Consider the following 18,017-nt stretch of genomic DNA (forward strand, 5'->3'; position numbering starts at 1 on the left):
ATCGCGAGCGCGGCGGCGCGGCCGCCGCGCGAGCAGTAACGACTCATCGAGGACGACGCGATAATGAGAACAACAAAGAGACTGCTGCAAACCGGCGCACTGGCCCTGGGCCTGAGCCTGCTGGCCACCCAGGTGATGGCTGCGGTGTCCGCCGCCGACGCCGCCAAGCTGGGCACCACCCTGACCCCGGTCGGCGCCGAGAAGGCCGGCAACGCCGACGGCAGCATTCCCGCCTGGACCGGCGGCCTGCCGAAGAACGCCGGCGCCGTGGACAGCAAGGGCTTCCTCGCCGACCCCTTCGCCAGCGAGAAGCCGCTGTTCACCATCACCGCGCAGAACGTCGAGCAGTACAAGGACAAGCTGACCCCCGGCCAACTGGCCATGTTCAAGCGCTACCCCGACACCTACAAGATGCCGGTGTACCCGTCGCACCGCACCGCCACCCTGCCTGACTCGGTGCTCGAAGCGACCAGGAAGAACGCCACCGCCACCAACCTGGTGCAGGGTGGCAACGGCCTGCAGAACTTCCAGACCGCCAACCCCTTCCCGATCCCGCAGAACGGCCTGGAAGTCATCTGGAACCACATCACCCGCTACCGCGGCGGCCACGTGCGCCGTCTGGTGACCCAGGCCACCCCGCAGGTCAACGGCAGCTACTCGCTGGTGTACTTCCAGGACGAGTTCGTGTTCCGCACCGACCTGAAGGACTACGACCCGAGCAAGCCGAGCAACGTGCTGTTCTACTTCAAGCAGCAGGTCACCGCCCCGGCGCGCCTGGCCGGTAACGTGCTGCTGGTGCACGAGACCCTCGACCAGGTCAAGGAACCGCGCCTGGCGTGGCTCTACAACGCCGGCCAGCGCCGTGTGCGCCGCGCCCCGCAGGTGTCCTACGACGGCCCCGGCACCGCCGCCGACGGCCTGCGCACCTCGGACAACCTGGACATGTACAACGGCGCGCCGGACCGCTACGACTGGAAGCTGGTGGGCAAGCAGGAGCTGTACATCCCGTACAACAACTACAAGCTCGACGATCCCAAGCTGAAGTATGCGGACATCATCAAGCCCGGCCACCTCAACCAGGACCTGACCCGCTACGAGCTGCACCGCGTCTGGCATGTGGTCGCGACCCTGAAGGCCGGCGAGCGCCACATCTATGCCAAGCGTGACTTCTACATCGACGAGGACACCTGGCAAGCCGCCGAGATCGACCACTACGACGGCCGCGGCACCCTGTGGCGCGTAGCCGAGGCCTTCTCGCAGTACTACTACAACAACCAGGTACCGTGGTACACCGCGGAAACCCTGTACGACCTGCTCTCCAGCCGCTACCTGGTGCTGGGCCTGAAGAACGAGGAGAAATCCGCCTACGACTTCAACTACAGCGCCTCTGAAAGCGACTTCACCCCCGCAGCGCTGCGTCAGGAAGGCGTGCGCTAAGTCGAGTCGCCTTGCTGAGAGCCGGCCTTCGGGCCGGCTTTTTCATGGGCGGACGGATGCTGTGATGTGGCGATATGCCGCTATACTCGCAGCAAAACGCCGCCATGGGTGAGCCCTTGCCTCACGCGTACCGCAACCTGCTCGACGACGAAGAGATCGAGGCGCTGCTGGAAATCACCGTCCGTCCCGAGCGCCCCCCGACGGTGCTGCTGGTGGACGACGACCCGCAGGTGCTCGCCGAGATGCGCGAGCTGATCGAAAGCGCCGACCTGCAATGCCTGACCGCGAGCAACAGCGCCCAGGCCCTGCGCCGTATCGGCCGCGACGAATCGGCCATCGACCTGCTGGTCACCGACCTGTGCATGGAAGGCGAGGGCGCCGGCCTGGAGCTGATCCGCCAGCTCCACGCCCGGGGCACCTTCCTGCCGATCATCGTGCTCTCCGGCACCACCCGCGCCCGCGACGTGGTCGAGGCGATGCGCCTGAACGTACTGGACTTCCTGCTCAAGCCGGTGGAGCCGGAGGAGTTTCTGCGAACGCTCAAGCGTTGCCTGTGAGGCGTTCCGATAGCCCTGGCCATCTCCGCTACGGGGGGAGGAATACCGCGCTTTCCCGGCTACCTGTAGGAGCGGGCCCTGCCCGCGATATCGCGCGCAGGGCGCGCTCCTACATGGGAATGGCGCGGGTGGGGCGGCGTAGGAGCGGATCTCATCCGCGAACCGCGCCGGGATGGCCGGTTATCGCGGACAAGGTCCGCTCCTACGGGGGGAGGACCGTGCTTCCAGGCTACCTGTAGGAGCGGGCTCTGCCCGCGATTCGCGCGCAGGGCGCGCTCCTACATGGGAATGGCGTGGGCATGGCTTTTCGTGGGAGCGAGCTTGCTCGCGAACATGTCCCCGCGGCGGAATCTCTTCGTACTGGTTACAGCGCCTGCGCCTTGAAGGTATCGCACTTGCCCGGCGAGCCCGTGTCGAAGCCGAGCTTGAACCAGCGCATGCGCTGCGCCGAGGTGCCGTGGGTGAAGGAGTCCGGCACCACGGTGCCGCGCGACTGCTTCTGCAGGCGGTCGTCGCCGATGGCGTTGGCGGCGTTCAGCGCGCTTTCGATGTCGCCCGGCTCCAGCCATTGCAGGCGCTGCTGGGCTTTGTTGGCCCATACGCCGGCGAAGCAGTCGGCCTGCAGTTCCAGGCGCACCGAGAGGCCGTTGGCGCCCTCCATGGGCGCGCCGCGGCGGCGCGCGGCCTCGACCTTGGCCGAGATGCCCAGCAGGTTCTGCACGTGGTGGCCGACCTCGTGGGCGATCACGTAGGCGCGGGCGAAGTCGCCGGCGGCGGCGAAGCGCTGCTCCATCTCGCGGAAGAAGCCCAGGTCCAGGTACACCCGGTGGTCGCCGGGGCAGTAGAACGGGCCCACCGCCGAGGAGGCGAAGCCGCAGGCCGAGTTCACCCCGCCGTTGAACAGGATCAGCTTGGGCTGTTCGTACTGGGTGTTGCTGTGGGCGAAGATCTGCCCCCAGGTGTCCTCGGTGTCGCCGAGCACGGCGCGCACGAAGTCCACCTGCGGGTCGGCGCCGGTCGCCGGGCGGCCCTGCACCTGCGGGCGCGCCGGGGCTTGGCCGGCGTCCATCTGGCCGAGCAGGCTGCCGAGGATCTGCATCGGGTCCTGGCCCATCAGCAGGCCGACCACCACCACGATGGCCACCCCGCCCAGGCTCAGGCCGCGGCCGCCGATGCGCATGCCGCCACCGCCCATGCCGCCGCCGCTGTCGTCGCGGGCATCCACCACGTTGTCGCTGCGTCGTCCTTTGCGCCAGAGCATGGCGTCTTCTCCTGAAAGTTCGTGGATTGAGTGTCGTCGGCGCCCGGCCGACCCGCCAGGCCGGCCGTCAGGCCAGCGCGCAGAGCAACTGGGCGTGGGCCAGCAGCTGCACCTTGCCGCCCACCTGCACCTGGTCGTCGTCGCCGACGCGCACCTCCAGCAGGCTGGGGCGACCGGCGAAGCGGCCCTGGTGCAGCTCGAAGGTCTCGCCGCGACGGGCCTTGCCCAGCTCCACCAGGTAGGCGGCGACCGGGCCGGCGGCGCTGCCGGTGGCGACATCCTCGACCAGCCCGGCGTTGTCCCAGGTGCGGCCCTCGCGGTTATCCACATCCAGCAGGAAGACGAAGGCCGCGCCCAGGGCGGCCAGGCGCTCGGCCAGTTGTGCGGTGAACTCGGCGCACTGACGGATGCGCCCGAGAGCCTCGCTGCGCACCGGCAGCAGCACGTAGGGCAGGCCGGTGCTGGTCACCTGCGCCGGGTAGTCGGCGAGGTCGCCCGCGTTCAGCGAGAAGGCTTCGGCGAACCAGCGACGTTCCTCCGCGTCGAGCACGGCGCCGAACTGCGCCTGGCCCTGGTTCATCTGCGCGATGAAACCTTGACCGTGGCGGCGAGTGGTGAGGTTCACGTCCCTGGTCGCCAGCTGCAGCGTCCAGTGCTCCTGTTCGCCGCGCTGGTGGATGTGGTGCAGCAGCGCGGCGGCGCCCAGCAGCGGGTGGCCGGCGAAGGGCAGTTCTTCCTCGGGAGTGAAGATGCGCGCGGCGTAGGTGTCCAGCTCGGCGCTGGGGAACAGGAAGATGCTCTCGAACTGGCGCAGCTCCTGGGTCAGCGCCTGCAGCGTGGCGTCGGCCAGGCCGCGCGCGTCGGCGAACACCGCCAGGCCGTTGCCGGCCAGCGGGCGGTCGGCGAACACGTCGAGTTGCCAGTAATGCAGAAAGGACATGGTGTTCCCGTGGAAAGTAGGGCTCGACAGCGAGCCTAGCGGCGGATATGTTCGCCGACAAGAAAAGCCCAGCTTTTCAGGCCACCGCAGTGGCCGGCGTCGCTCGGACGGTTCCGGGCGCTTACGTTCACCGAGGAAATCATGACTGAACCCCGTTCAGCACGCCGTTTCGCGCGTATCGACCGTCTCCCGCCCTACGTCTTCAACATCACCGCCGAACTGAAGATGGCCGCCCGCCGCCGTGGCGAGGACATCATCGATCTGTCTATGGGCAACCCCGACGGCGCCACCCCGCCGCACATCGTCGAGAAGCTGGTGCAGGTCGCCCAGCGCGAAGACACCCACGGCTACTCCACCTCCCGCGGCATTCCGCGCCTGCGCCGGGCGATCTCGCACTGGTACAGGGAGCGCTACGCGGTGGACATCGACCCGGAAACCGAGGCCATCGTCACCATCGGCTCCAAGGAAGGCCTGGCACACCTGATGCTGGCCACCCTGGACCACGGCGACAACATCCTGGTGCCCAACCCCAGCTACCCCATCCACATCTACGGCGCGGTGATCGCCGGCGCCCAGGTGCGCTCGGTGCCGCTGGTGCCGGGCATCGACTTCTTCAACGAGCTGGAGCGGGCGATCCGCGAGTCGATCCCCAAGCCGAAGATGATGATCCTCGGCTTCCCCTCCAACCCGACCGCGCAGTGCGTGGAGCTGGACTTCTTCGAGCGCGTGGTGGCCCTGGCCAGGCAGTACGACGTGCTGGTGGTGCACGACCTGGCCTACGCCGACATCGTCTTCGACGGCTGGGAGGCGCCGTCGATCATGCAGGTGCCGGGGGCCAAGGACATCGCGGTGGAGTTCTTCACCCTGTCCAAGAGCTACAACATGGCCGGCTGGCGCATCGGCTTCATGGTCGGCAACCCGGAGCTGGTCTCGGCGCTGGCGCGGATCAAGAGCTACCACGACTACGGCACCTTCACCCCGCTGCAGGTAGCCGCCATCGCCGCCCTGGAAGGCGACCAGCAGTGCGTGCGCGACATCGCCAGCCAGTACCAGGCGCGCCGCGACGTGCTGGTGAAGGGCCTGCACGAGGCCGGCTGGATGGTCGAGAACCCCAAGGCGTCGATGTACGTCTGGGCGAAGATTCCCGAGCCCTATGCGCACCTGGGCTCGCTGGAGTTCGCCAAGAAGCTGTTGAAGGATGCCAAGGTGTCGGTGTCGCCGGGTATCGGCTTTGGTGACTATGGCGACGACCATGTGCGCTTTGCGTTGATCGAGAACCGTGATCGCTTGCGCCAGGCGGTGCGGGGGATCAAGGCGATGTTCCGGGCAGATGGGGTGTTGCCGAAGGCCAAGGTGGCTGAATAAGGCGGGAATGAAGAAGGGGCGGCCGGTTGGTCGCCCCTTTTTGTTTGTGGGGGAGGGGCGGAAGGGCTTGGTGGGGGGCCTAAGAGCGCCCTCTCCCCAGCCCTCGGCTACGCGCCCCGCCCTGAAGGGAGAGGGGGCTAGTCCGTGCCGAGAGGGAATTGGCTCCAGCCGGAAGCCACGAGGCTGCCGGCTAACGCCACAACATCAAGCTCTGCCCAACGGTCCCCTCTCCCTTCAGGGAGAGGGTTAGGGAGAGGGAGCGGAGCCGATCCCTGACTCCATAACAGCAGGAATGCTCCACGCCCTGACAAAAAACCAACCCTCAACGCCCCGGATAATCCGCCAACACCACCGCCTTCCCATCCTTGCCCAACCCCAGCACCTGGTAGGCATCGTAACGCCCACCCATCTCCATCCCCGGCGAGCCCATGGGCATCCCCGGCACCGCCGCGCCCACCAGGTCGGCGCGCTCGCGCAGCTTGAGCACTTCGCTGGCTGGCACGTGGCCTTCGACGAACTTGCCGTCGATCACCCCGGTGTGGCACGAGCCCATGGTGTAGGGCACGCCCAGGCGCGTCTTCACCGCGCTCATGTCCGCCTCGACGTGGTCGTTGACCGTGAAGCCGTTGGCCGGCAGGTGCTTGATCCAGTCCTTGCAGCAGCCGCAGTTGACGTCGCGGTGCACGTCGATGGTCAGCGGCTCGGCGGCCTGGGCGGTGCCGGCGAGGAGGGCGGCGAGAAGGAGGATGCGGCGCATGGGAAGCTCCTGTCAGAACGAAATCCGTGGAGCATACTCTCAGGGACGGCGGTGCCCGTCCCTGCTCTGTATCAGCTTATGACGCCGCCGGCGAACTCGGCGTGCCGAGCAAGGTCTGTGTCCTTTATCCATCTTCATTTTGCCGAGGGCTGACGGGCCCCAGGAGGAACAGGATGCTCTTCGCCCGCTTCGTCTTGCTGCTACAGGCCCTGGTGTGGGCCGGCCTGGGCCTGCTGTACTGGGTGCGCCCCTACGAGATGGCCAACCTCAGCGGCATGCTGCTGATGGAACCGGAGTCGGTCAGCGACGCCCAGGTGTTCTACGGCGGCCACCAGTTCGCCCTGGCGCTGTTCCTGCTGTTCGCCCTGCGCCGCCGCGAGCTGCTGCGCGCCGGGCTGATCCTGGTGGTGCTGGTGCAGCTCACCCTGACCCTGTCGCGGCTGCTCATCGCCTGGTCCTCGGGCCTGGGCATCGACACCGACGCCACCCTCTACGGCCTGGTCTACCGCGGCAGCGTGTCGCTGCTGGCGATCTTCGCCCTGTACTGGCTGGAGCGCGGCCGGCGCGAGCCGGAGCCGGCCGAACCGCTGCCGGAGGCGCCGGTGGAGAAGGTGCGCGACGCCGACTTCGAAGGGCTCTGAAACAAGGTCCGAATGACTCTGCGGCGAGTCAGGATGACTCCGCCGGATGATGTCATTTAGACTCCTTCATCGCGCCAACCCTTGATCCATGGGCCCTCGGGGGCTGGCACGCTTGCTGTAATGGCTTGGCTACCTTCAAACGCCAATGGAGCGATCATGAAAGTAGCGAGCCTGTGTGCAATGGGTGTGGTGCTGTTGTCCTGCGCGGTGGCGCAGGCGGACCAGGTGGTGGCTGAACGGCCGGACAACACGGTCGGCGGCGGTTTCGGCGCGGGCAGTGGGGTGCTGATCGGCGGCGCCCTGGGCGGGCCCTTCGGCGCGCTGGCGGGGGCCGGCATCGGCTGGCTGGCCGGCAGCGGCGTGCAACAGGCCAGCGGCGCCAGCCAGAAGGCCTACGTGGTGCAGGCGGAGGACGGCAGCCAGCGCAGCGTGCGTTCGCCCAACGCCGAGTTCCAGGTGGGGCAGCGCGTGGAGGCCGACGGTATCCGCCTGCGCGCCGCGAACTGACGCGCATCCGCCCGGCGCCGCTGGGGCGGCGCCGGCTTCCGTGCTATCGTTGCGCCCCGTTCGACCGTCACCCGCAGGCCCGCAACATGAAATTCATCCACAAGCGCGAACACCTCAACGAGGGCGACCTCGTGGTCATCGAATGCTCGCGCACCTGCAATATCCGCCTGATGACCGACGCCAACTTCCGCAGCTTCAAGAACGGCGCGCGCCACGCCTACCACGGCGGTGCCTTCGAGCGCTTCCCGGCGCGCATCCGGGTGCCCAGCACCGGGTTCTGGAACGTCACCCTGGACACCGTCACCCGCCGCGCCATCAGCGTCACCCGCAAGCCGGACTTCAGCTACAGCATCAAGTTCGTGCGCAAGACTCCTTCCAGCTATAGCTGAGAGCTGAGCCGCCTCAGGGGCGGTGCGCCGGGAAATCCTCCAGCAGCTTCGCCAATGCCTTGTCGAAAGCCTCCTGGCTCAGGTTCGGGTCCTGTAGCTGGCTGCTCAGCTGCGCTTCGTAGAGCACTTCGCGGCTGCGTTCGTCGACGATGCGCATGACCAGCCGCGCCAGGTCGGAATCGGCGATCTGCGTCTGGTTCACCACGCCTTCCTGGGTCGCCACCGGGCGCTGGATCACCCCGGTCTGGCGCTCCAGGCCCAATGCATAGAGCACCCGCAATTCGCCATTCTGCGCCTGGAAGCGGTAGCCCTTGGCTTCCAGGGCGCGGCGCAGGGCGGCGTCGAAGCGCTCCTCCAGGTCCAGGCGATGGCCGGGGGCGCGTACCGCCTGGATGGAGAAGCTGCCCTGGTGGCCATCGGCGGCCGGGGAGACCGTGACTTTGGCCGGGTCGCTGCCGGCGCAGGCGGCCAGCAACAGGGCGAGCAGGGGAAGCAGGAAGCGGTGCATGGCGAGGCTCTCTTGTGGTTATCCACAGCAGCCTAGCCGGCGACGCGGTGCGCGCCGCCCAACCCAGGTTGGGTTAGCCGCGGCGTTCCAGTAGCACGCCCGCTTCCATGTGATGGGTATAGGGGAACTGGTCGAACAGCGCGCAGCGCGTCACCTGGTGGGTGTCGTGCAGTTGGGCGATGTTCTGCGCCAGGGTCTCCGGGTTGCAGGAGATATAGAGGATGCGCTCGAAGCGGCGGGTCAGCTCGCAGGTGTCCGGGTCCATGCCGGCGCGCGGCGGGTCGACGAACACGCTGCCGAAGTCGTAGCCCTTCAGGTCGACGTCGGCCAGGCGGCGGAAGGGGCGCACCTCGTTCAGCGCCTGGGTCAGCTCCTCGGCGGACAGGCGCACCAGGGTGACGTTATCCACGGCGTTGTCGGCCAGGTTGGCCAGGGCGGCGTTCACCGAGGTCTTGCTGATCTCGGTGGCCAGCACCTTGCGCACCCGGGTGGCCAGCGGCAGGGTGAAGTTGCCGTTGCCGCAGTACAGCTCCAGCAGGTCGTCGTCGCGCTGGCCGAGGGCCTCGTAGGCCCAGTTCAGCATCTTCTGGCAGACCGCGCCGTTGGGCTGGGTGAAGGCGCCTTCCGGCTGGCGGTAGCGGAAGGTCCGCCCGGCCACCTGCAGTGCTTCCTCGACATAGTCGCGGCCGACCACCAGGCGCTTGCCGCGCGAGCGCCCGACGATGCTCACGCCCAGCTCGGCGGCCAGCTTCTGCGCGGCGGCCTGCCAGGCGTCGTCGATGGGGCGGTGGTAGCAGAGGGTGATGAGCGCGTCGCCCGTCAGGGTGGTGAGGAATTCCACCTGGAACAGCTTGTGGCCCAGGGCGCGCTCGGCCCAGGCGGCCTTCAGGCGCGGCATCAGTTCGTTGATACGCTGGCTGGCGATGGGGAACTGCTCGATGTAGATGGGCGTGTGCTTGTCGCCCTGCTCGAACATCGCATAGTGCCGGCTTTCGGTCCCGGCATCGCGCCACAGGCGGAACTCGGCGCGCAGGCGGTAGTGCTCGCGGGGCGAGTCGAACACCTGCGGCTCGGGCGCGGCGAAGGGCGCCAGCAGCTCGCGCAGGCGCGTGGCCTTGTCGGCCAGTTGGGTGTCGTAGGTGGCGGGGTCGAAACGGGGACTGCTCATGGGGAACTCTTGCTGCGCGGTGGCGGGCGATGGGTTTCGTTGCGCCCGACCCATCCTGCAGGCGACTCGCGGGATGGGTGGAGCGAAGCGATACCCATGCTGCACGGGTATCGCTATCGGTCAGGCGTTGTACCAGCCCAGCTTGATGACGAACAGCACCGAGAGGATCACCAGCGCCCAGTTCAGTTCGCGGAAGCGGCCGGACAGCAGCTTGCAGGCGGTCCAGGTGATGAAGCCGAAGGCGATGCCGTTGGCGATGGAGAAGGTCAGCGGCATGGCCAGGGCGGTGACCACCACCGGCGCGGCGACGGTCAGGTCGTCCCAGTCGATCTCGGCCAGGCCCGAGGCCATCAGTACGGCGACGAAGAACAGCGCCGGCGCGGTGGCGAAGGCCGGGACGTTGCCCGCCAGCGGGGCGAAGAACAGCGCCAGGAGGAACAGGATGGCGACTACGATGGCGGTCAGGCCGGTGCGCCCGCCGGCGGAAACGCCCGCGGCCGACTCGATGTAGCTGGTGGTGGTGGAGGTGCCCAGCAGCGAGCCGAACATGGCCGCGGTGCTGTCGGCGATCAGCGCGCGGCCCATCTTCGGCATGTGCCCGTCCTTGCCCATCAGCCCGGCGCGCTTGGCCACGCCGATCAGGGTGCCGGAGTTGTCGAACAGGTCGACGAAGAGGAAGGCGAAGATCACGCTGGTCAGGCCGATGTCCAGGGCGCCCTTGATGTCCAGCTGGAGGAAGGTCGGCGCCAGCGACGGCGGCATCGACACCACGCCGCCGAACTGGGTCACGCCCAGGGCGATGGCGACGAAGGTCACCACCAGGATGCCGATCATCACCGCGCCGGTCACGCGGCGGGCTTCCAGGGCGACGATGAGGATGAAGCCGAGGATGGCCAGCAGCGGCTCGGGCCTGGCCAGGTCGCCCATGCCCACCAGGGTGGCCGGGTTGGCGATGACTATGCCCGATTCCTTGAGCGCGATCAGCGCCAGGAACAGGCCGATGCCGGCGGCGATGGCCGAGCGCAGGGCCAGCGGGATGCTGTTGATGATCCATTCGCGGATACGGAAGATCGAAATGACGAAGAACATGCACGCCGAGAGGAACACCGCGCCGAGCGCCACCTGCCAGGTGTGGCCCATGTGCAGCACCACGGTATAGGTGAAGAAGGCGTTCAGGCCCATGCCCGGGGCGAGGGCGATGGGGTAGTTGGCGATCAGGCCCATGATCGACGAGCCGATGGCTGCGGCCAGGCAGGTGGCGACGAACACCGCGCCCTTGTCCATGCCGGTCTCGCCGAGGATGCTCGGGTTGACGAAGAGGATGTAGGCCATGGTCAGGAAGGTGGTGATCCCCGCCAGGATCTCGGTGCGTACGTTGGTATTGTGCGCCTTGAGTTGGAACAGCTTTTCCAGCATGTCGTGCTCCCGTGTTTGGGCGTCTTGTCGGCTCGACCGGTCGGTCAGGATTGGCCGTCTTGCGCGGCCTGGGCAAAAAAGGCGGGCATGATAGCAGCTCGCCGGAAACGCGGGTATCGAGCCCGTCGACCGGCCCCACGACGAGCCTAGTTGGCCGGGGCCGTCACTGCCAGCGCAGGGCCCGCGCCAGCCCCTTCGTTGACTTCGGCCACGCCTGCCGGGCCGCCATCGGCGTTATCATGCGCCGGCCGGTACGCAATGACCGGCGCGCGCCGTTGTCCAACCGGCATTCGGCCCGATTCCCTTGTTGCCTGACCCCATCGTCGACCCATGAAACGCCTGATTCCGCTCTGCCTCCTCGCCCTGCTGGGCGCCTGCGCCGGCGCGCCGCCAGTCCTGCCGCAGCACAGCTTCGACATCCACGCCACCGCCGACAAGCCCACCGCCAGCACGCGCACCCTGGCCGACCCGCAGGGCCAGGCGGTGCTGGTCATCGCCCGCGCCGAACTCACCCAGCGCGACGTGCAGCGCGCCGAGGTGGTGCTGGGCAACGGCGGCCGCCCCGGCGTGCTGGTGACCTTCGCCCCCGACGCCAGCAAGCGCCTGGCGCAACTGACCGAAAAGCAGCGGGGCAAGGCCCTGGCGGTGGTGATCGACGGCCAGTTGCGCATGCTGCCGCAGGTATCCGAGCCGGTGCGCGACGGCCGGGTGATGCTGGAGGGCTTCGACAGCCAGGCCGAGGCGGAGGTGCTGGCGCGGCAGCTCAATGGGCTGCGGGATGTGCCGGCGCGGCCTTGAGGGGGCGGCTTTTCGTAGGAGCGAGCTTGCTCGCGAACGGCGTTTGCCGGCGGGGGCCTGGTGTTCATCCCGAAGAGCGCCCTCTCCCTAACCCTCTCCCTGAAGGGAGAGGGGACCGTTGGGCAGACGCTGATGTTCTGGAATCAGCCGGCTAGCACAGAGATTGCCGGCTGAAACCACGCCATTTCTCGGCACGGACAAGCCCCCTCTCCCTTCAGGGAGAGGGCTGGGGAGAGGGAGCGGAGTCGATCTGTCGCACCTCAATGGCCGGGAGGCACCCTCGCGAGCAAGAACTAGGCGTCCCCCTCGCTCCTACAAAAAAGCGAAAACAAAAAGCCCGGCAAATGCCGGGCTTTTCGTCGTTCTCGGCTATGGCTTACTTGCCATACACCGGGAACTGGGCGCACAGGGCCTTGACCTGCTCGCGCACGCGGCCTTCTACGGCTTCGTCGCCCAGGTTGGCGAGGATCTCGCAGATCCAGCCGGCCAGTTGGCGGCACTCGTCTTCCTTGAAGCCGCGGGTGGTCACGGCCGGGGTGCCGATGCGCAGGCCCGAGGTGACGAAGGGCGAGCGCGGGTCGTTCGGCACGCTGTTCTTGTTCACGGTGATGAAGGCGCGGCCCAGGGCAGCATCCGCGTCCTTGCCGGTGATGTCCTGCTTGATCAGGCTGAGCAGGAACAGGTGGTTCTGGGTGCCGCCGGAAACCACGTCGTAGCCGTTCTCGATGAACACCTGGGCCATGGTCTGGGCGTTCTTCACCACTTGTTCCTGGTAGGCCTTGAACTCGGGCTGCAGGGCTTCCTTGAAGCACACGGCCTTGGCGGCGATGACGTGCTCCAGCGGGCCGCCCTGGCCGCCCGGGAAGACCGCGGAGTTCAGCTTCTTCTCCAGCTCTTCGTTCTTGCGCGCCAGGATCAGGCCGCCGCGCGGGCCGCGCAGGGTCTTGTGGGTGGTGGTGGTGACGACGTCGGCGAAGGGCACCGGGTTCGGGTAGATACCGGCGGCGACCAGGCCGGCCACGTGGGCCATGTCGACGAACAGGTAGGCGCCCACCTTGTCGGCGATGGCGCGGAAGCGCGGGAAGTCGAGGATCTGCGAGTAGGCGGAGAAGCCGGCGATGATCATCTTCGGCTTGTGCTCCACGGCCAGGCGCTCGACTTCGTCGTAGTCGATCAGGCCGTTGCCGTCGATGCCGTACTGCACGGCGTTGTAAATCTTGCCGGAGAAGCTGACGCTGGCGCCGTGGGTCAGGTGGCCGCCGTGGGCCAGGCTCATGCCCAGCACGGTGTCGCCGGCGTTCAGCAGGGCCATGTAGACCGCGGCGTTGGCCTGGGAGCCGGAGTGCGGCTGGACGTTGGCGTAGTCGGCGCCGAACAACTGCTTGGCTCTGTCAATCGCAAGCTGCTCGACCACGTCGACGTACTCGCAACCGCCGTAGTAGCGCTTGCCCGGGTAGCCTTCGGCGTATTTGTTGGTCAGCACGCTACCCTGGGCTTCCATCACCGCCGGGCTGGTGTAGTTCTCGGAGGCGATGAGCTCGATGTGCTCTTCCTGGCGCTGGGCTTCCTGCTCCATCGCGGCGAAGAGTTCGGCATCGTAGCGGGCGAGGGTCAAATCACGGCTGAACATGGCGGTCCTCATAAGGATCGGTGCTGGGAAAGGGGCGCATTCTAACCCAGGGCGCGCGCGCTGGCATATGAAAGGCGGTCATGTGGCGGATAAGCGGGGTTCACGCGGGGGGAGCGCTGTAGGAGCGGGCCCTGCCCGCGATTCGCGCGCAGGGCGCGCTCCTACAGGTGGCGCCGGGGGCATGGTGACTGTCTTGCCGACTACGCCGAAGTGCTCCTACGAGAAGCCGTGCCTGCCCGTACAGGGGAATCCTGGCGCTAGCCGAGCAGGAACAGCGCATTGCTGGAGAACAGCGCGGCGAACTGCTCGGCGGTCATCGGCCGGCCGAACAGGAAGCCCTGCACCTCGTCGCAGCCGTGCTCGCGCAGGAAGTCCAGCTGCGCCTGGCTCTCCACGCCCTCGGCGATCACCATCAGGTTCAGGCTGTGGGCCATGGCGATGATGGCGCGGGCGATCTGTGCGTCCTGCTCGCCGTGGGGCAGGCCGTCGACGAAGCTGCGGTCGATCTTCAGCACGTCGATGGGGAACTGCTTGAGGTAGTTCAGCGACGAGTAGCCGGTGCCGAAGTCGTCCACCGCGATGGCCAGGCCCAGGCGCTTGAGGCCGGAGAGGATGTGCATGGCCTCGGACACGTCGCTCATCAGGATGCTTTCGGTCAGCTCCAGTTCCAGGCAGGCCGGCGGGATGCCGGTTTCCATGAGGATGCCGGCGATGCGCGTGCCCAGTTGGCCATCGGCGAACTGCCGCGCCGAGAGGTTCACCGAGACCTTGGGCACCCGCACCTTGTCGCGGTGCCAGATGCGGATCTGCCGGCAGGCCTCGGCCAGCAGCCAGTCGCCGACCTGGGCGATCAGCCCCAGTTCCTCCAGCACCGGGATGAACTCGGCGGGCGCGATCAGCCCGCGCGTGGGGTGCTGCCAGCGCAGCAGGGCCTCGGCGCCGGTGAGGCGGCGGCCGTCGCCGGTGAACTGCGGCTGGTAGTGCAGGACGAATTCGTCCTGCTCGATGGCGCGGCGCAGGTCGCTTTCCAGCTCCAGGCGCTCCAGGGCGCGGGCGTTCATCTCGGCCTGGTAGAACTGGAAGTTGTTCTTGCCCACTTCCTTGGCGTGGTACATGGCGGTGTCGGCGTTCTTCATCAACTGGCTCAGCTCGGCGCCGTCCTGCGGCGACAGGGCCACGCCGATGCTGGCGGTGACGAAGAACTCGCGGCCTTCCAGGGTGAAGGGCCGGGCGAGGCTGGCGAGGATGCGCTCGGCCACCTGGATGGCGCGCTTGAGGGCGCGTTCGCGGTCCTCCAGGCCTGGCAGCAGCAGGGTGAACTCGTCGCCGCCCATGCGCGCCACGGTGTCGTTGTCGCTGACGCACTGGTTCAGGCGCTCGGCCACTTCCTTGAGCATGCGGTCGCCCGCGGCGTGGCCGAGGGAGTCGTTGATCGGCTTGAAGCGGTCGAGGTCGAGGAACATCAGCACCACCCACTGGCGGTGCCGCTCGGCCTGCATCAGCGCGGTGTGCAGGCGGTCCTGGAACAGCGTGCGGTTGGGCAGGTGGGTGAGGGCGTCGTAGTAGGCCAGGCGGTGGATGCGCCGTTCGCTGGCCTTGCGCTCGCTGATGTCGCTGAAGAAGCAGACGAAGCTGACCAGGTCGCCTTCCTCGTCCTGCACCGCGGTGATGCCCACCCAGGACGGGTACAGCTCGCCGCTCTTGCGCTTCTGCAGGATCTCGCCCTCCCAGCTGCCGCTGCGCTGCAGGCTGTCGAGCACGTGCTTGAGCTGGTTGGCCTCCTGCTGGTCGGCGGTGAGCAGGCGCGGCTGCTGGTCGAGCACCTCGGCGGCGCTGTAGCCGGTCAGGCGCGAGAAGGAGTCGTTGACCTGGACGATGTAGCCGGCCGGGTCGGTGACCATGATGGCCGCGGTGGAATGCTCGAACACGGTGGCGGCCATGCGCATCTCGCGCTCGGCGCGGCGCTGCTGGCTGATGTCGCGGGCCACGCCGAGCAGGCCGACGAAGCGCCCGTTGTCGTCCCACATCAGGGCGATGCGCAGCTCCACCGGGACCTTGCGGCCGTCGGCGCGCAGGCAGTCGAAGGTGAACAGGTGCACCGCGCTGGATTCGCGCAGGGCGGCCAGCCGGCGCGGCGCGCCTATGGCGTCGCGCACGCGCTCCAGCAGGTCGTGCAGGCGCCCCAGCTGCGCCGGGTTGGCGGCGATCTGCTGCAGGTCGTTGTGCAGCAGCCAGGCCGGGCTGTAGCCGAAGGTCTGCTCGATCGACGGGCTGATGTAGTCGATGTTCAACTGGGCGTCGGTGGTGAGGATCACGTCGCTGATGCTTTCCGCCAGCATCTGGTAGCGGCGGCTGCTCTCGCGCAGCGAGTTGTTCGCCTCCACCGTGTCGGTGATGTCCTTGGCCACGCCGATCAGGCGCGCCACGCGGCCGTCGGCGTCGCGGCTGAAGGCCTGCTCGCGGATGTCGAACCAGTGCCAGCTGCCGTCGCGGTGGCGCCAGCGCAGCAGGCTGTCGAGCAGCAGGTTGTCGCCGATTACCTGTTGCAGGTTGCGCACGCGCCAGTAGTACTCGACGTCGTCCGGGTGCAGCAGGCATTCCCAGAAGCGCTCGCCCATCTGCTGCAGCTCGTCCTTGCCGTAGCCCAGCTGGCTGCCCAGGTGGTGGTTGCTGAAGATCACCCGGCGCGCGGTGATGTCGTGGATGTAGAGGGTGTCGGGCACCGCGCGCACGGCGTCGGACCAGAACTTCTCGCGCTCGATCAGCGATAGCTCGACCTGCTTGCGGCTGCTGATGTCGGACAGGCTCAGGGTGACCGCGCGGTAGTCCGGCAGGTGCTCGGGGATGCGCAGCTGCAGCCAGAAGTGGCGCAACTCGCCCTGGCCGGTGCGGATGGCGACTTCCTGCTCGATGGGGCCGGTGCCGCAGAGGATCGCCTCGATGATGCGCGCGCGGGCGCTGCCGGGGCGCCGCGGGCTGTCGCTGATCAGGCGCCGCCAGGCCTGCTCGCCGCTCTCCACACCGAGCAGCCGGCGCGCCACCTCGTTGACCTCGCTGATGCGGATCAGCCGCAGCAGCTGCGGCCAGTGTTCCTCGCGGCGATCCAGCCAGGCCTCCAGGCGGCCCGGCTCGCGCAGGCCGTTGTCGGTGAAGAAGCGCTGCAGGTCCGAGAGGTCGAGCACGCAGAGCGCCACGCCGACGCCGTCGAAGATGTCCTGGTAGCGTCGCCGGGTTTCTTCCAGCACCTGCAGCGAGCGCTGCTCCTCGGTGACGTCGCGCAGCACCCAGACGTGCCCGCCCGGCGCCTGCTGGCCGCGCAGCACCCAGCCGGGCGCCTCGCCCGGCGGGGATTCCTCCAGCGGATGGCGGCTGACGGTATAGCGCCGGCGGCGGCCGTTGCGTTCCAGGGTGACGTGCTGGGTGCCCGATGGCTGGCCTTCGCCGCTTTGCCGTTCCAACTCCGGCAGCAGGCGGGCGAGATGGTGCTGCGGGGCGTCTTCGGCGCTCACGCCCAGCAGCCGCTCCGCCGGCGGGTTGAGGTAGACCAGGCGGCCGTCGGCGCTGGTCACCAGCACCCGCTCGTCCACCGCCGCCAGGGCCTGGGCGGCCTGGCGCAGGCGCGACTGCGAATCGGCGGTCTGCGCGCGCAGGCTCTGTTGTTCGCGTTGCAGGCGCAGCAGGGCGGCGCAGCTGATGCCGGCCAGCAACAGCAGCAGGCCCAGCTCGCCGAGCAGGCGCGGCGGCAGCCTGGGCTGCAGGACGGGCGCATCGACCAGCGGGCGGACCTGCCAGTCGCTGTTGGCGACCTTCAGCGCCGGCGCTTCGACGCTTTCCGGCGCGGCGTCGGTCGGCTCGTCGGGCGCGGCCAGGATCGGGTGGCCGACCTCATCTTCCAGCACCCAGGCGTGGCCGCCGTCCAGGATGCGTCCGGTCCATTGCCGGCGCGCCTCGGCGGCGTCCAGGCGGAGCACGGCGAAGGGGTCGCCGGCATCCTGGAGGCGCAGCAGCAGGTAGAAGTGGCCGCCATCGGCGTCGCTGTAGGCGTAGTGGAAGGAGCTGGCGCCGGCGCGCTGACGCAGGCCGGCGATGAAGGCGTCGTCGCCGCTGTCCGGCGCGCTGTCCAGTTGCTTGGCGCCGCTGGCCGCGTACCAGGCCAGGCTGCGCAGGGCGGGGTAGACCTGGCGCAGGTCGTCGAGCAGCAGCGCCGGTTCCTCGCCGCGGCCCAGGCGTTGCAGCGCCAGGCTGCGCGCGGCCAGGGCCTTGAGTTCCAGGGCCAGGGACAGCTGGTGCGCCAGTTCCTGGCTCTGGTGCACCACGCGCTCGCGCTCCAGCCGCGCCTGGCCGAAGTATTCCTGGCCCAGTTGCCAGAGCAGCAGGCCGAGCATCAGCGGCACCAGCAGCAGGGCGCTCCTGATGGCCAGCCGTTCAGGCCGGGCCAGGCTGGCCGGAGGGCGGGGAGGTCTGGACAAGGAGCGGCTACCTGGAACGGGGCGACGGGGTTCGGCGCGCAGTAGCATGCCCGGAAGCAGGGCCAAGTGCCAGTATCGCCGACGAGCGTCGTTTGCCCTTCACGGTCCATTCCGGTAGCTTTGCCGCACGCGCGCGTTGAACGCTGCGCCCTGTTTCCGCGAGTCCGGCCCTGC

Annotated in this window: 15 protein-coding genes; 7 read left to right on the plus strand and 8 right to left on the minus strand. The window is 68.2% G+C overall.

What is annotated here, in order from left to right:
* Window positions 1-63 precede the first annotated feature (63 nt).
* Both FG99_RS28890 and FG99_RS28895 read left to right on the plus strand, forming a co-directional pair.
* A complete protein-coding gene (locus FG99_RS28890) occupies window positions 64-1,437 on the plus strand; it encodes a DUF1329 domain-containing protein (RefSeq protein ID WP_009617481.1) in 1,374 nt (457 codons plus the stop codon).
* A gap of 116 nt (window positions 1,438-1,553) precedes the next feature.
* Window positions 1,554-1,994 (plus strand): response regulator, encoded by a 441-nt coding sequence (locus FG99_RS28895; protein ID WP_169720925.1) that lies wholly within the window; start codon window positions 1,554-1,556, stop codon window positions 1,992-1,994.
* Window positions 1,995-2,358: 364 nt separating this feature from the next.
* On the opposite strand, the gene FG99_RS28900 is transcribed toward FG99_RS28895, so the two are convergent.
* A complete protein-coding gene (locus FG99_RS28900) occupies window positions 2,359-3,255 on the minus strand; it encodes a KPN_02809 family neutral zinc metallopeptidase (RefSeq protein ID WP_043273607.1) in 897 nt (298 codons plus the stop codon).
* 67 nt (window positions 3,256-3,322) lie between these two features.
* Window positions 3,323-4,195 carry a PhzF family phenazine biosynthesis protein gene (locus FG99_RS28905; protein ID WP_043273609.1) on the minus strand — a complete coding sequence of 291 codons (873 nt, stop codon included), beginning with the start codon at window positions 4,193-4,195 and terminating at the stop codon, window positions 3,323-3,325.
* Window positions 4,196-4,336: 141 nt separating this feature from the next.
* Between FG99_RS28905 and alaC the strand changes: the two genes are divergently transcribed.
* The gene (gene alaC, locus FG99_RS28910; protein WP_043273611.1) at window positions 4,337-5,560 is read left to right on the plus strand and encodes an alanine transaminase; all 1,224 of its coding nucleotides are present in this window, start codon (window positions 4,337-4,339) and stop codon (window positions 5,558-5,560) included.
* 322 nt (window positions 5,561-5,882) lie between these two features.
* On the opposite strand, the gene FG99_RS28915 is transcribed toward alaC, so the two are convergent.
* Window positions 5,883-6,317 (minus strand): DUF411 domain-containing protein, encoded by a 435-nt coding sequence (locus FG99_RS28915; protein WP_043273613.1) that lies wholly within the window; start codon window positions 6,315-6,317, stop codon window positions 5,883-5,885.
* A 173-nt stretch (window positions 6,318-6,490) separates the two neighbouring features.
* Between FG99_RS28915 and FG99_RS28920 the strand changes: the two genes are divergently transcribed.
* The 3 genes from FG99_RS28920 to FG99_RS28930 all read left to right on the plus strand — a co-directional run bounded on the left by FG99_RS28920 (window position 6,491) and on the right by FG99_RS28930 (window position 7,854).
* Window positions 6,491-6,958: a DUF4345 family protein gene (locus FG99_RS28920; protein ID WP_009617493.1), complete on the plus strand. Its 468-nt coding sequence runs from the start codon at window positions 6,491-6,493 to the stop codon at window positions 6,956-6,958.
* A 156-nt stretch (window positions 6,959-7,114) separates the two neighbouring features.
* The gene (locus tag FG99_RS28925; RefSeq protein WP_009617495.1) at window positions 7,115-7,465 is read left to right on the plus strand and encodes a hypothetical protein; all 351 of its coding nucleotides are present in this window, start codon (window positions 7,115-7,117) and stop codon (window positions 7,463-7,465) included.
* Between the two features lie 86 nt (window positions 7,466-7,551).
* Window positions 7,552-7,854, plus strand: coding sequence for a DUF1883 domain-containing protein (locus tag FG99_RS28930; RefSeq protein ID WP_043273615.1), 303 nt, complete (start codon window positions 7,552-7,554; stop codon window positions 7,852-7,854).
* Window positions 7,855-7,867: 13 nt separating this feature from the next.
* Here FG99_RS28930 and FG99_RS28935 read toward each other — a convergent pair whose 3' ends face one another.
* The 3 genes from FG99_RS28935 to FG99_RS28945 all read right to left on the minus strand — a co-directional run bounded on the left by FG99_RS28935 (window position 7,868) and on the right by FG99_RS28945 (window position 10,946).
* Window positions 7,868-8,362 (minus strand): DUF4136 domain-containing protein, encoded by a 495-nt coding sequence (locus FG99_RS28935; RefSeq protein ID WP_043273616.1) that lies wholly within the window; start codon window positions 8,360-8,362, stop codon window positions 7,868-7,870.
* Between the two features lie 73 nt (window positions 8,363-8,435).
* Window positions 8,436-9,530: a tRNA (uridine(54)-C5)-methyltransferase TrmA gene (trmA, locus tag FG99_RS28940; protein ID WP_043273617.1), complete on the minus strand. Its 1,095-nt coding sequence runs from the start codon at window positions 9,528-9,530 to the stop codon at window positions 8,436-8,438.
* A gap of 120 nt (window positions 9,531-9,650) precedes the next feature.
* On the minus strand, window positions 9,651-10,946 hold the full coding sequence (locus FG99_RS28945) for an NCS2 family permease (RefSeq protein ID WP_043273618.1): 1,296 nt from the start codon (window positions 10,944-10,946) through the stop codon (window positions 9,651-9,653).
* Window positions 10,947-11,276: 330 nt separating this feature from the next.
* On the opposite strand from FG99_RS28945, the gene FG99_RS28950 reads away from it, so the two are divergent.
* The gene (locus FG99_RS28950) at window positions 11,277-11,744 is read left to right on the plus strand and encodes a SecDF P1 head subdomain-containing protein (RefSeq protein ID WP_043273619.1); all 468 of its coding nucleotides are present in this window, start codon (window positions 11,277-11,279) and stop codon (window positions 11,742-11,744) included.
* Window positions 11,745-12,120: 376 nt separating this feature from the next.
* On the opposite strand, the gene glyA is transcribed toward FG99_RS28950, so the two are convergent.
* A complete protein-coding gene (gene glyA, locus FG99_RS28955; RefSeq protein ID WP_043273620.1) occupies window positions 12,121-13,374 on the minus strand; it encodes a serine hydroxymethyltransferase in 1,254 nt (417 codons plus the stop codon).
* 257 nt (window positions 13,375-13,631) lie between these two features.
* Window positions 13,632-17,843 carry a sensor domain-containing protein gene (locus tag FG99_RS28960; RefSeq protein WP_043273622.1) on the minus strand — a complete coding sequence of 1,404 codons (4,212 nt, stop codon included), beginning with the start codon at window positions 17,841-17,843 and terminating at the stop codon, window positions 13,632-13,634.
* Window positions 17,844-18,017: the final 174 nt, after the last annotated feature.

Source organism: Pseudomonas sp. AAC (assembly GCF_000725445.1).
Lineage (GTDB): Bacteria > Pseudomonadota > Gammaproteobacteria > Pseudomonadales > Pseudomonadaceae > Pseudomonas > Pseudomonas citronellolis.